Origin of the sequence: Gemmata sp. SH-PL17, from assembly GCF_001610855.1 — a bacterium.
Classification (GTDB): domain Bacteria; phylum Planctomycetota; class Planctomycetia; order Gemmatales; family Gemmataceae; genus Gemmata; species Gemmata massiliana.
On sequence record NZ_CP011271.1, the window covers coordinates 2016560 to 2030680 of the forward strand.

Annotated in this window: 9 protein-coding genes; 7 read left to right on the top strand and 2 right to left on the bottom strand. The window is 66.0% G+C overall.

Features of this window, described 5'->3' with window-relative positions; translation table 11 throughout:
- Window positions 1-210: 210 nt before the first annotated feature.
- From VT84_RS08230 to VT84_RS08260, 7 genes are all read left to right on the top strand, one after another.
- Window positions 211-855, top strand: a complete 645-nt coding sequence (locus VT84_RS08230) for an RNA polymerase sigma factor (RefSeq protein WP_082839182.1) — start codon at window positions 211-213, stop codon at window positions 853-855.
- Window positions 852-4370, top strand: coding sequence for a WD40 repeat domain-containing serine/threonine protein kinase (locus VT84_RS08235; RefSeq protein WP_082839183.1), 3519 nt, complete (start codon window positions 852-854; stop codon window positions 4368-4370). Before VT84_RS08230 ends, VT84_RS08235 begins: the two co-directional genes overlap by 4 nt.
- Window positions 4371-4466: 96 nt before the next feature.
- Window positions 4467-4871, top strand: a complete 405-nt coding sequence (locus VT84_RS08240; protein ID WP_052559572.1) for a hypothetical protein — start codon at window positions 4467-4469, stop codon at window positions 4869-4871.
- 568 nt (window positions 4872-5439) lie between these two features.
- Complete coding sequence (locus VT84_RS08245; RefSeq protein WP_052559573.1) at window positions 5440-6849, top strand: hypothetical protein; 1410 nt, start codon at window positions 5440-5442, stop codon at window positions 6847-6849.
- Between the two features lie 518 nt (window positions 6850-7367).
- Complete coding sequence (locus VT84_RS08250; RefSeq protein WP_082839184.1) at window positions 7368-8219, top strand: secretin N-terminal domain-containing protein; 852 nt, start codon at window positions 7368-7370, stop codon at window positions 8217-8219.
- Window positions 8220-8291: 72 nt separating this feature from the next.
- Window positions 8292-8825, top strand: a complete 534-nt coding sequence (locus tag VT84_RS08255; RefSeq protein WP_082839185.1) for a DUF6939 family protein — start codon at window positions 8292-8294, stop codon at window positions 8823-8825.
- Window positions 8826-8918: 93 nt separating this feature from the next.
- On the top strand, window positions 8919-9764 hold the full coding sequence (locus VT84_RS08260; protein ID WP_239465478.1) for an IS5 family transposase: 846 nt from the start codon (window positions 8919-8921) through the stop codon (window positions 9762-9764).
- A gap of 633 nt (window positions 9765-10397) precedes the next feature.
- On the opposite strand, the gene VT84_RS08270 is transcribed toward VT84_RS08260, so the two are convergent.
- Both VT84_RS08270 and VT84_RS08275 read right to left on the bottom strand, forming a co-directional pair.
- The gene (locus VT84_RS08270; RefSeq protein WP_082839187.1) at window positions 10398-10640 is read right to left on the bottom strand and encodes a hypothetical protein; all 243 of its coding nucleotides are present in this window, start codon (window positions 10638-10640) and stop codon (window positions 10398-10400) included.
- Window positions 10641-10763: 123 nt separating this feature from the next.
- A complete protein-coding gene (locus tag VT84_RS08275; protein ID WP_082839188.1) occupies window positions 10764-14114 on the bottom strand; it encodes a cation-translocating P-type ATPase family protein in 3351 nt (1116 codons plus the stop codon).
- Between the last annotated feature and the right edge of the window lie 7 nt (window positions 14115-14121).

The following is a 14121-nucleotide window of genomic DNA, read 5'->3' on the forward strand; positions in this document are numbered from 1 at the left end:
GCCGGCGTGTGGGGAACCGCCCCCTTCCGATAAGAGATTTGCCGGCGCTCACGCGGCCTGGCCGGTCGAAAAATTCTCGTCCGAGCGTTACATTTAGCGCCGACAGGATTTAGGTTGCGGAGTGAGTAGCGAACAGAAATAATCCGAGTCAGATTGTTCATAGCCCGGTTAATTACCTGTTGGTCGCAGCCACAGCATGAGGGGCCCACTATGGCCGGCGCACGGGGAGTCTCGACCAGTCACACGCTCTTACGAGAACTGTGGAGCCCGGACAACAAGGAGGAAGCCTGGCGGACGTTCATCCGCAGGTACCAGCCCCTCATCCAGGAGTGGTGCGACCAGTTCGGGTTGAATGGGGACGACCGGGACGAGGTTTGTTCCGCGGTGCTGGCCGCGCTCCTCAAGAGCCTCGGTGCTTACGACCCCCGCCGCCGCTTCCGCCCCTGGCTCAAGACCGTGGTCCACAATCAGGCGCGGCTGTTCTGGCGGCGCCTGAGGCGGCACCCCGCCGACCGGGGGACCGGTGACCCGGACATGGACGAGTTGCTCAAGTCCCTTGAGTCTCCCGAGCGCGAAGCCGAGCTGATCGAGGAAATTGACCGGACCCTGGAGCGGAGCTTGAAGTTGGCCCGGCGCGCCGTCGCCCGGGTCCGGGCACAGGTGCAGCCCCACAGCTGGGTCGCCTACTGGCAAACGGCGATGGAGGACCGGCCGGCCCAATCCGTGGCCCGCGAACTCGGTCTGACGGTCGCGGCCGTCTACCAGGCCAAGTTCCGGGTCGAGCGGTTGCTCCGCCGGGCGGGGGCCGACCTGCGGGGGGGCGCTGGCCCGGGTTCGCAGAGGCGCGACGCATGATCACCTGCTACGATCGCGCGCGCCTCCGGCAGTTCCTCAAGAACCGGTTGCCCGAACAGGCGCAGCAGGAAATCACCAAGCACATTGACGGGTGCGCGCGGTGCCAGGAGAAGCTGGACCGGCTGACGGGTAATCGGCCAGCGTCCCGGAGGGGCGGTGGCAGCGAGATGAAGACCCCCCTTCCGAACGGCACCCTCGTTCTCGACGGCGTACCGTCCGGCGCGGAGCCGGAACCGGACGAGTGGCCCGTCATTCCGGGGTACGCGATCCGACAGCGGCTCGGTCGCGGGGGAATGGCCGTCGTCTACGAGGCGATCGAGACGCGCGCCCCGCGCCGCCAGGTGGCACTGAAACTGATGCAGGGCGGGCGGGACGGAAGCCGTCGGGACCGCGAGCGGTTCCTGACCGACGCCGAGGCGCTGGGGCGGCTCGAGCACCCGAACATCATTCCGGTACACGAGGTCGGCAGTTACCGCGGCGGGCCGTTCTTCACGATGCAGTACGCCGCCGGAGGGGACCTGGAGAACCGGATCGGCGACGCCCCGCAGGTGCCCGCTTGTGCCGCAAGATTGGTCGAAACGCTCGCCCGCGCGGTCCACCACGCCCACCAACGCGGCGTGATCCACCGCGACCTCAAGCCGAGCAACATCTTGCTGTCGGTTCCCGACCCTGGAACCGACAGCGCCTCGCCAACCGGGCTCGGGTCTTACGTACCGAAGGTCGCCGATTTCGGGTTGGCTAAACTGCTCGACTCGGGCGCCGGCCTGACGGGATCCCGTCCGGGCATCTACGGCACTGTTCCGTACATGGCACCGGAACAGGCCGCGGGCCAGTCGAATGAGATCGGGACGCACACCGACGTCCACGCGCTGGGGGCGATTCTGTACCGACTGTTGACCGGGCGCCTGCCCTACGAGGGGGAGACGGATCTGGCCGTCATCAAGCGAATCTGTTCGGAATCGGACACCCCGCGCCCACCGAGCCGCCTCCGCCCGGGCCTGCCAACAGACCTCGAACTGATCTGCATGAAGTGCCTGGAGAAGAAACCCGCGGAGCGGTACGCAACCGCCGAGCAACTGGCCGACGAACTGAGACGGTTCCGCGCACACGAACCGCTCCAGCACACGCGGGCGGTCGGCTACTTAGAGCGGCTCCGCTTGTGGGTGCACCGGAACCGCCCCCTCGCCGCGGCCCTGAGCTTCGGTGCGGTGGCGACCGTTACTCTATTCGTCCTCGCCATATGGTTCGGAATCTACCAGGCCCGAAGCGCCGAGCGCGCGAACCACTCGGCGCGCGAGTACCGTCTGTTGTTTGCCGAGGCGCTGCGAGACCAGGCCCTCGGCCGCTTCGAGAAAGGAGACCTCCGCCGCGGCATGTTGGAGCTGGTGCGAGCCCTCGAAACGGCGCCCGAAGATGCCGTCGACCTGCGACGAACGATCCGGGCGAATCTGGCCGCCTGGGCCGACGGCGTTCCGGGACTCGCGGGCCCTCCACTGGAGCACCCCGATGAGGTCGAGGCTGTCGCGTTCACCCCGGACGGGCGGCTCGCTTTGACCGGCTGCGCCGACGGGGGCGTCCGAGTGTGGGACGCCGTCGCCGGGCGGGAAACGGCCCGGCTCGACGATCACCGGGGCAAGGTTCACGCGGTGGCGATCGGGGCCGACGGCCGGTACGCGGTCACGGCCGGAGAGGACGGGGCGCGCCTGTGGGACCTGGCGACGCTCACCCTGCGGCACGGCCTGGGGACCGCGGAGACGTATTCGGCCGCATTCAGCCCCGACGGCCGAAACGTGCTGTTGGGGGGCGGCGCCGAGGCCACGGTGTGGGACGTGAACGCCGGGCAACCCCTCCGCCGCCTGCCGCACTCGTGTAAAGTTCACGCCGTGGCCTGGAGCCCCACGGCCCCCCGCCTTGTCCTGACCGGCGGGACGGACGAGCAGGCCCACCTCTGGGATCCAGCCACAGGGGAGGTAATCGATTCGCTCGCGTTCGCCCGACCCATCCGGACGGTCGCGTTCAGCCCCGACGGACAAACGTTCGTTGCCGCCGGGCTTTCCCGGTCAATCCAATTGTGGGATACGCGCAGTCGGAACAGACTTCACTCCCTCCCGGTCGACGAACGGGTTCTGTGCGCCGCATTCAGTCCCGACGGCCGGGTTCTCGTGACGGCCGGGGCGGACAAGATGGTCCGTTTCTGGGACCGAGAGACGGGAGAACCCATCGCTCAATCGCTCCCGCACCGCGGCCCGGTTGGGGCTGTGGCTTACCGCCCGGGTGGGAAGGTGGTGTTAACCGGATGCGGGCGCGAGGGGCGCCTGTGGGAGGCGGCTCCCGACCGCTTCCCGACTCGAACCCTTCGGCACCCCGGCGAGGTGTTGGCGGCCGCCTTTAGTCCCGATGGGAATCTGTTCAGCGGCGAACAGATATTACTCAAGGGGGCCAGCACTCTCCGGTGGTGGAACCGGGTTCCAAGCGCTGAAGAGGGGCAGTCGCTCCCGCTCCCGTGGCCCGTCCGGGTGGTCGCCGTGAATCCCAGCGGGAACACGGCTCTCGCGGGCAGCGGGAGTTTTGACGGCACCGTGATCGTCTTCGAGACGGTCAGTGGTCGTCCGATCCGTAGCTTCCCCCCTCAACCGGGTCGGGAGCGTGGAATCGTGACGGCCGCCGAATTCAGCCCCGACGGACAACTCGTGCTAGTTACGACCTCGAAAGGGCTCGTGTACCTCGGCGAGGTTGCCACCGGTCGGGAAATCAGGTTGGAGCACCAGGGCACCATCGTTGCGGGGGCGTTCAGCCCCGACGGACTGCACGTCGCGACCGGAGGCCAGAACGGCGCCCGGCTCTGGACCAGCAACGGCCAGCCGACGCACTGGTTGCACCGCGGGAAGACCGTTCAGGGCGTGGCCTTCAGCCCGGACGGACGATCCCTGGCGCTCGGGTGCGAGGACGGCTCGAGCTGTGTTTACGACGTGGCGGCGGGAACGGTAACTCGGGAACTGCGCGGCCACCAGGATCAGGTGAAGCGGGTCGCTTTTAGCCCGTGCGGCGGGTTCGTGCTCACTGGTAGCAACGACGCGACGGCCCGTGTGTGGGACATTTCGGCGGAAAACCCCGTTGGTCGGGTACTGTCGCACCGCGGGCCGGTGAACGCCATTGCTTTCAGCCCCGACGGGCGGATGATTCTGACAGGGGCCACCCTGCCGGATCGGGCCGCCTACTTGTGGGACACGAGGACGGGCACACCGATCGGCCCCCCCTTGTCGCATTCCAACTTGGTGAACTGCGTTGCGTTCGGCCCCGGTGGAACAATGGCTCTGACCGGGAGTTCCGATAAGACGCTCCGGCTCTGGCGGGTGAGATCCCTGGAAGAGGACGGCCCGCGGACCCGCCTCTGGATCGAGACGCTGACGGGATTGGAACCCGACGGCAACGGCGGGGTCCGAGAGCTCAGCGGCCCGGCGTGGCAAGAGCGCCGCCTGCGGTTGGAGGCGCTCGGGGGGCCACCGGTGCGGTGACGCGACGGTGACCTCGGTTTCCCGGGCCGCCCCCGGGGCCGAGTCGAGTGCGTTCGTTGGTGACTTACTTCTTAATTCCTACCCAGGAGGAGACCGATGCCCAGCACCGTGCAGGCGAGCGCGAACCAGAAGGCGCTCACCACCCAAGACCCGGCAAACGATCCACCGGACCCGCCAGATCCTTACATGACGGATCTGATTGACAGACTCAGTACCCGCCTCCAACAAGTGAGTCCCGACAACTTCCTTCCGAAACCGGACGGCACCCCTGCCGAGAAGGCTCTCGATCTCGCTCAACGTCTCGCCAGCGCCCAACGCGCTACCTCGGTGGTCGGAGCGTGCCACTTTATTCGAGGCAGCAAGGAATGTTTCGTCAACGCGACTCATGCGGATTGCGCGGTCGCTGCGTCCCCGGCGTCCTTCGACTGGGCACCGGGGCAAGTTGCCCGCGAGGGGTGGTTCGAGCCTGTGTCGTCCCCGCCCCCGCCGCCGCCAGTTTAATCGCGCCGCCGGCCCACCCGCCGCCGTTTGACCCGAACGGTCAGTTCCCCCAAGCTGGCCGCCGAGTATCGGCGGCCAGCTTGGGGGAACTGACACGAAATTTCTGAAGCTCTAGCCGCACAGCCCGCTCGGGCGTTAGTGAAGGCGGTCATGACATCCTCAAGTTGCGAGCCGTAACGTCTCGTTGGGGTGGCTATGTGGCTTGAGGACTTGTGACCTAACGGTTTGAGACTTCAGCAGAAACAAGGAACCGGCCGCTGGCCACAGATGTTGAGCCGGCGGCCAGTTGGCCACGGGCTACCACGCGCGGACCGCTACGTGGCCCTTTCGTTCCAGACGGCGTCCCGCCACGTTCCCCCTTGACGACTTCGCTTACACGTCCGACCCGGCCGCCAAGGGGTTTGATGACCCGCGAAGACGCCAGATTCGTTCACTGCTGGCGGCGAGCGCGGGACCGGTTGCCGGTCAACAGGCGTGCCTCGGAGAACTCGCAGTTGAAGACGTTCCGGGACAGCATGGGCGGCGGTTACCAAACTTGAATCAAACTGCACCCTTAACGGAGACGCCCATGTTCCGAACCCGTGTCTTCAGGTCCGCGGTGGCCCTACTCGGGCTGACCGCCCTACTCGCCTCGACTCGGCCGACGCCCGGCGGCCAACCCGATCCGGTGGCTCCAACTCCGCCCGAGCAATTATCTCCTCTGCCCCCAACCGAGGTCGATTTCCAGCAACAGAACGAGGGCGAGAAGGACCGGCCGTTTTTCGACGACTTCGCGTGGCGGGATTTTATCGCCCTGAACTGGCCTGCTGACGCCAACAAACGGGGGGAGCCGCATCCGTGCCAGAAGTTCGGGGACACGTCTGGGCCGACCGTCTGGGAGACCTGGAAGTCCATGTCGGAGACGTTCCCGGCCGACCCGGTCGCGAATCCGCCGTCCCCCTGGAGCGACTTCGCTGCCGTCCTCTCGGTCCGGGGGACCGACAAAACCGGTAAGGGGCAGATGGTCCCCGCCCCGCTTCCGAAGGCTACCGCCGGACGGACGAAGTTGCTGACCCGGCTGTCGAAGCTCGAAGACCTGAACCAGGCCGGATTCCCTCCGAGCTTCGTCGAGTTCCCGTTAGTCGCCCAAAACAAGACGCTCGTCCGGTACGAGGTCCGGGTCAATCGGGTAGCATACGAGGAGATTCTGGCAAAAAAGTACTACCGCCGGGAGAACCTTCCCCCTGTCGGCACGCCCGCCGAGTTCTGCGATCAATCGATCACTATTAAGGCCGCCTGGATGGAGGTGACGGACGAGTCGTCGCCGCGGTGGAAGCGGTTCTACCGGACCCGCGCGAAACTGGTCGACTGGGAAAAAGACGGTACCCCGGATCTGACCGAGCGCCCGGTCGCCCTGATCGGACTGCACGTGGTCCACAAGACCCCGAAGAGGGGGAATTGGATTTGGGCCACCTTTGAGCACGTGGACAATACCGAACTGTCTGCCGGGGGTGTCTCGCCGCCGAACCTCAACAGCAAGGACGGTGGCACGATGTTCGGAGCCCCGGGCACAAACGTGCCCCAAGCGAAGATCGAGTTCGGCAAGCCCATCCCGAAGGATCTGATCCCGGTCGAGGTTGCCCGGCGGACAGAGATCCACTCGACCACCAATAAGGTAAACGGTTTGTACCAGGGGCACGCGATGGTCAAGGACACCGTCTGGTCGAACTACCGGTTGATCGCCACCCAATGGCCGACCGCGCCCGGCAACGGTGATGCGGATGCTCGGTTCCCCGTCGGCCGCGTCGCCAACGCGACGATGGAGACTTATCACCAGGGGTCGAACTGTATCGGATGCCACAGTGCCGCCGAACGGATTAAGTTCGTGTTCTTCCCCGAGGTCCGGGCAGTGGGCGCTGGGACTGCGGCGGCGGTGGACCGGATCAACAAGCTACTCAAGGACGAGCAGAACAAGGCGGTTCCAGAGAAAGCCAAATGATACAGGGCGATCGCGCAGTTCGCACACTTGGTACCGAATTAGCCGAACTGCGCGCTTCACCGTGCGGTTCCCGCAACTAACTGGTCGACCGGCTGTCCGTTTCCGGTCCGTGCACGAGAGGAGCACCTGCTTGCGGAGCGGGTCTTCTCGCACGGGTTACCCGGTTTGGGCCACCTGCGAATCTCCATCTCTAGGCACGAGTGCCTGCAGATCGACGGCGCCGTCCAAGGTCAATAGATCGGAGCGGGACGTGTACCCGGGCGCGAGTTCGTGGCCGATGTCGATTGGGGGCTGCTGTATAGCCCGGAATGGGCCGTCACGAACACGTCGAAGCCGGCGTCGGTTGTGCTCGCCGCCGGGGCGGAGATCAGCGTTTATCCGAAGGGCTGATTTGCTCACGTCTCCTCGAACGGAATCGAATCGGTCACCAAACGCGCCAACACTTTGAGCCGCTCCCCGTTTCGGGTAGAGTCGTGGTGTTCCACGTTCGAGTCCATTTCTCCTTACGAGGAAGACCCATGCGCTTCTGTTTCCGGGCGATCGCGGGGCTGATGGTGATCGCGTGGGCGTTACCCGTTGTGGTCGGCCAACCGGCGGGATCGGGTGCACCGAGCCCGCCGGTACCGGGCGGTGCGACCAGACCCCTATCCGCCAAGCCGCAACTGACGGTGAAGGTGTTCAAACTGGAACGCGGCGAACCCGGAGCGGTGGTCGAGGCGCTCAACTCGCTGCTCGAATCACCCGATGTCGAGGTGAACTTGCCGGTGGGTCCGGGTGGTCTCCCCGGTAGCATGCCGGGAGGTGTCGGTGTGCCGATGGGAGTTATGGGGGCTCCGCCCGGCGGTCCTCCGGGTGGGTTCGGTGGGTTCGGTCCGCCACCCGGCGGACAGCTCGGGTTCGGTGGCGCGCCAGCGCCCGGCGCCGGGCAAGTTGGGCTCGGTGGGTCGGGCCAACTCGGGGCCGTCGGTTGCTTCATCGGAAACGGCGGAGTCAACACGACCCCGGTGTGGCGGGCGACGGCGCAAGCGCGCACGCGATCGGTGGTCGTGCGGGGGTCGGAGCGGCACCTCAAGGTCGCTGCTGATCTGGTAGCGATCCTCGACCGCTCGGCGAACGACCCGCTGCCGAAACTGCAGATCGTCAAGGCGTTTACCCTGAAACACGCTACTACCGAAGAACTGGCGGAGGTGATTAACGCGCTGTCGTTCGAGGACGTGAAACTAGCGGCCCTGGACGAACACTTGTTGACCCTCGTCGCTCCGGACGATGTGGTGAAGTCGGTTGCGGAATTGGTGAAGGAACTCGACGTGCCCGGCAAGGATAATCCGGAACTGAAAACGAAACCGAAGCCGAAACCAGAATCGAAGTAAGGGCGCTGACCGCGCGAAAAAGGATGAACTTCGGGGCCGCGGGCCGTGTCTCGGTTCGCGGAGGTGCCCCCGATGTCGCGTTCGACCCCGTTCGCGCGGTGCGTTTTCGTTCCGCGCTACCACGTCGAGAACTTGCCCGCCGGGAGCACGATTTACGACGTGAGCAGTTACGCGGAGCCGCCGTACTGCACGCTCAGCCCGATGTGGGTTCACGGCGGGATTCCCGTTCCCGGGTTCTCCGGCGAAACGAGCGACACGGTCGAGGGCGTGTGGCAGGGGCTCAAAATCATTCGCGGGAAGACCGCACCGCGGTACTTTCGCGGACCGGGTGCGAAGCGCGGCGGGAAACCGTCCGGCCATCAGTTCGGCAAGAAGCAACTCGGAGTCGTCGATGCCCGGCGCCTGATCTACGTCCCGACGTATGAATGGGTGATCGAGAACCGTATTTCACCGGAACTGATTCGGGAGTTCGTCAACGCGGCACGGGCGGGTGTGACGCAGTATTTTCACGACGTCGGCGATAACGGCGACCCGAACGACGCGGACCAGCCACTCGCACACGCCGCCGTTCTGGTGCGCTATTTGAACCGGATGAGTGGGGGCTGATCTACGAGCGCGAAGATTCTGGACCAAAAACTCTTAAAGGCCGTCTAGAAAGCGGTCCCGGGAGCCGTTTGGGGTGGTCGTTACCATTCGGGTATGAGCACTCGCGAGCGCTACCCGAGCGACCTGACGGACCTTCAGTGGGACAACATCGGGCACCTGTTCCCGCAGGGTAATGGGAAGACCGGTCGTCCGCGCACGTACCCGGTACGTGAGGTGGTGAACGCGGCCCTGTACCTGGCCCGGGGCGGGTGTACGTGGCGCATGCTGCCGCACGACTTCCCGCCGTGGAAGACGGTCAGCTACTACTTCTACACGTGGCGCGATGCGGGGGTGTGGGAGCAGGTACATAACGCCCTGCGGTCCGAGATCCGGGTGTGCGGCGGAAGGGAACCAACTCCGAGTGCCGGGATCATCGACAGCCAGTCGGTGAAGACGACCGAGGCCGGCGGCCCGAAGGGGTACGACGCGGGCAAGAAGGTGTCCGGGCGCAAGCGCCACGTGCTCGTGGACACGCTCGGGCTGATCTGGGGTTTGGTCGTTCTTCCCGCGGCCCCGACCGACTGGGACGGGGCGGTGAAGGTGTTCGAGAAGGTCGGGAAGACGATGCCCCGGTTGGCCAAGGTGTGGGCCGACGCGAACTACCGGGCGAGCGCCCTGGGCGAGTGGATCAAGGGGCACGCGCGGTGGGTACTGGAGGTGGTCACCGGGCGCCCCGGTCAGACCACATTCGAGGTCCACAAGTGGCGATGGATCGTGGAGCGCACGTTCGGCTGGTTCGGCCGGTACCGGCGCCTGTCCAAGGATTATGAGCACAACACCAAGAGCAGCGAGGCATGGATCTACATCGCCATGATCCATCGCATGTCGCGGTTCGGCTTGCCCGACAAGAACAAGGACGATGACCTACTGAGGAGACCGCCCAAGGCGGTGAAATCCTAGCTTTCTAGACGGCCTTTTACTGGTTTCCTGCATTTCGTGTGGTTTCTGGTATCGCTGCCAGCGCTTCGCAGTTGTTGCGGATGACGGCGTTATCCACGCTTCGGCTGACGCACTACGGCAGCTTCATACTCGCTGAGACTGAGGGAATATCCGGCCGGGTAAGTAACTGGCCATTCGTCGGATGGCAGCCACTCTGCGAATGCAATCATCCCATCCTCAGGCACGGTTGACTGTTGGTCCCACTGGTGAACCCGAGGCCGCACTCCGGGCTCAGCCGGAAGTGCCCACCCACCGGGGGTAGGATGGCCCCCGTTGACACAGACCGCCGCAAGCACTCAGCAAGTTGGGGGTAGCTCGGAACCGCGTCCCGGTTAAGGAATGTGTACGCCCAGATCAGGTACGCCAAGTCACAGCCCGGTTCCGGCAAACACCACAACAGGTAGCCGTCGAACTCTGTGAACCGCACCATTGTCGCTTTCGCGGCGAACTACCGCCGAGTAGACGGGTGCCGGACCGTCCGAGACAACGGCGTTGCCATACGACGGGCGTCCGGACGAACTCAGCATACTACCATCGTACTTGCTACCTCTGTCGTATCGCTGGGTTTTCGCCTCCGACCGCGCGCCGCCTATATCATTTGCCGCGCACTTCCCAAATCTCAACTCGGTAGCCTTCGCGCCAGAGCCGGGTCGCGGCTTGTCGGGCGTCTGCGTGGAGTGCGTAAGTGCCGTGGAGTTGCCACCCCGACTCGCGCAGAACGAATACCTTGAACTCGCGTTGAGGTTGGGTGGGCGGGGTAATCTCGGCAGCGGTCGCGACCGGATTCGATCCGATCAGGGTAGCGATTGCGATAGACAGGATGAGTTTGCGGAGCATGGCTCGTCTCCTCATCGGGTCGAGTCCTGTTCGACCCTTCCGCGAGAAGAACGCGATCCCGCCACTCGATTGCGCGCCCGGCTGCCAATGAGGTTGTCGCTCGACCTCGCGCCGGGCGCATCGTTATTCCTTGTCGATGGTTCGGGGCGGCGTGAGTTGCGGGAACTTGAGCAGTTCCGGGTCGAGTAGGAACAGGTGCCGGCGCCCGGGGGCGTCGGGCGCGTCGATGATGACTTTGTCGCGCACGCGCAGCACGTCGACCACAGTCTGGTACGTGAGGCGCGTTTCGAGCAGCGCCCGGCGCTCGGCGAGAATCTTCGCGCGCCGGTCCGCGATGTCCTGGTCCACCATCACCGGGTCTTGTTTGGCCGCGATGCGGTTCGCGCGCTCGGTCGCGAGGGCGGCTTCCTCCGCATCGGTCAGTTTCGTGCGGGCGAGGTACCACGCGAGGAAGGCGTCGCGGTCGGCGCTCGCGCTCTCGATCCGCGAGTGCTTCTCGGCCTCGGTGCGCTTCAGCACCCAGTCGGCTTCTTCTTCCGCGCGGCGCCGGGTCCGGATCGAACTCGCGAGCGCCTCGTTCACGGCCCGGTCGCGGTCCTGGATCGCTTTGGCCACCTCGTGGTACGAGTTCACTACTTCGGGCGGCGGGTGCAGGTCGTGGAGCGTGAAGCCGTCCAGCGCGACCCCCATCCCGTCGGGCGCGACTTCCGTGAGCCGGCGGTTCAGTCGGTCCAGGGCCGCGTGTTCCAGGTCCGGGCGGCGGACCGTGAGCAGTTCCAGGAAGCGGTGGCTCGACACGAGTTCTCGGAGCACCGATTCGGCCGACGAGCGCACGACGCCGTCCGGGTCGCGGGCGGCGAAGAGGTACCGGCGCGGGTCGCTGACCCGGTAGCGCACGGTCGCGAGGATCTCGACCAGGTCGCCGTCGCCGGTAATCATCACGGCCTCGTCGGTGAGGCGCCCCACGCCGTCGCCGTGCCCGCTCGTCCACGTGTTGCTGCCCGGCTTCTTTTCTTGCTTCTCGGCAAGAACGCGGAACCCGAGTTCGACGCTGCGCACCTCGTCCGGGCGCACGCGGGTGACGGTTTCGATGGGCCACGGCCAGCGGACGTGCAGCCCCGGCTGAAGGTCCGCGGTGATCTCCCCGAACCGGCGCACGACCCCGACCTCGCCGTTCTCGATCTGACTGAACGCCGAGCCGAGGAACGCGACGAGTACCGCACCGACCAGCCCGGCGCGAATGAACTTCCACTGGTGCGCGATCCCGTGCAACAGTTCGTCGATCGAGAAGCGCCCGACCCACCCTTCGATCGCTTGGGCCGCTCCGCGAGCACGCGAGAGGGTGCGATTAGACGTGCGGTCGAACGCGAGCAGCCGCATCGAGTTCAGCAGCACGGTGAGCGAGCCGAACTGGTGGTAGATCACGGCCGCGAGCGGGGCCGATTCGTACCACTCGGGCGACGACGCGAACAGCGGCCACAGCAGCCCGGTGAGCAGGATGCCGACGAGGTTCACACCGAACGCGAAGATGAGGATGTTCTGCCGAATGATGCGGACCGTTTCGCGCGACAGTTTCACGAGCAGCGGGAGTGGTGCGAGCGGCGCGCCCATCATGACGATGTCGCCCGCCTCGGCCGCCACATCGGTTCCGCTGCCGATGGCGATCCCCACACCGGCCCGCGCGAGCGCGGGGGCGTCGTTGATGCCGTCACCAACGAACGCGACCGACGAACCGGTTCTCTCCGAAGGGAGGAGTGACGCGAGTGGCCCTTCGACGCTTGCGTTCGCGTCTGTGCCCGGAAGGTCAGTTTCTGCTCGATCTGCGGGTGTGCTCGGCTCACACGACGCGACCCATTCGGCCTTCTGCGCGGGGAGCATTTCCGCGTGAACTTCCGTGACCGGTAGGTTCTCCGCAAGCGTGCGGGCGACGGCCGAACGGTCGCCGGTCAGCAGTGCGACGGGCGCGATCCCGAGCGCACGCAGGTCGGCGATCACTTGTGCAGCTTCGGGCCGGAGCGTGTCGCGTGCGCCGAGAACGCCGAGGACCGCGCCGTTTCGGGCGACGACCAGCGACGTCTGCCCCGCCGCGTCGAGTCGTTCGAGGGCCGCGATCGCGTCCGCAGGGAGAGTGACGCCCTGTTCCTCTACTAACCGTCGCGTGCCGACAATGATCGCGCCATCCGGTGCGGTGACGGTGACGCCGGCGCCCGGGTGGGCCTGGAACGCTTCGACCGGGGAGGCTTCCAGATTGCGCGTCGACGCTTCGCGCACAATGAGTCGCGCGAGCGGGTGCTCGCTCCGCTGTTCCGCGGTCGCGGCGGCTTGCAGGAGTTGCTCTGTAGTGGCGGGGGCGAGCGGAATCACGTCGCCGAGTTCGAGCTTCCCCTCCGTGAGCGTGCCGGTTTTGTCGAACGCGAACGACGTGACGCCCGCGAGCCGTTCCAGCGCGGACCCGCCCTTGATGAGCACGCCCGTACCCGCGAGCCGGCCGAGCGCGGCAATCACCGCGGCCGGCGTCGCGAGAATCAGCGCACACGGACACGCCACCACGAGTACCGCGAGCGCCGGGTACGCGGCGACTTTGGCCGCGGCCCGGAGCGTGGGCTTGGGGAAGCCGGGTTGGGGCGAACCCGAAACCTGGTACGCAACGTTCCCGATGAACGTAACGAGCGCGAGCGCGAGCACGATGGGCAGGAAGTACCGCGCGAGTTTGTCGGCGTAGCGCTCGATCGGCGCCTTGTCCTTCAGCGCCTGACCGGTCAATTCGATAACTTGCCCAGCAACAGTTTGCTTCGCGACCTTCTTCGCTTCAACCGTGAGCGAGCCGTGTTGAACGATGCTGCCGGCGAGAACAGCGTCGCCCGGCCCTTTGTCGACGGGCAAACTTTCGCCCGTAATCGCGCTGGCATCCACGGCCGATCGCCCGTCGATCACGGTGCCGTCAACGGGGACGCGCCCGCCGGGTTTCACCACCACCTTATCGCCGACAATGACGTCCGCGGTGAAGGCACGCACCTCGGCGCCGTCGCGCAGCACCCAGCACCGTTGGGGGAACAGTTCCGCGAGTTTGCCGAGCGCGTTCTGCGTGCGCGCGAACGTGAACGCTTCGAGGCACTCGCCGACGAGCCCGATGAACACCACCTCGGCCGCGACGACCGGCTCTTTCAGAATGATGGCCGCGAGGCACGCGATGGCGAGCGCGAGGTCGGACCCGATGCGCCCCTCGAACAGTGCTTCGAGCGACGTGTAGAGCACCCGCCCGCCGCCGATAACGGCCGCGAGGAGCGCGTACCGGAAGCCGTACAGTTCCCGCGTCCAGGAGTACGTTTCGACGCCCTGGCCCTTCAACCAAGTCGCGATGACGGGCCAAAGGTCGGCCCCAAGTAGCCCGCCCACGATGGCCGTGAGCAGGTACAGGCCGAGCGGCGATTCGGAGTGAAACGGGTCGTCTACGGTGCTGATCTCGCGGTGCATGGGGGAT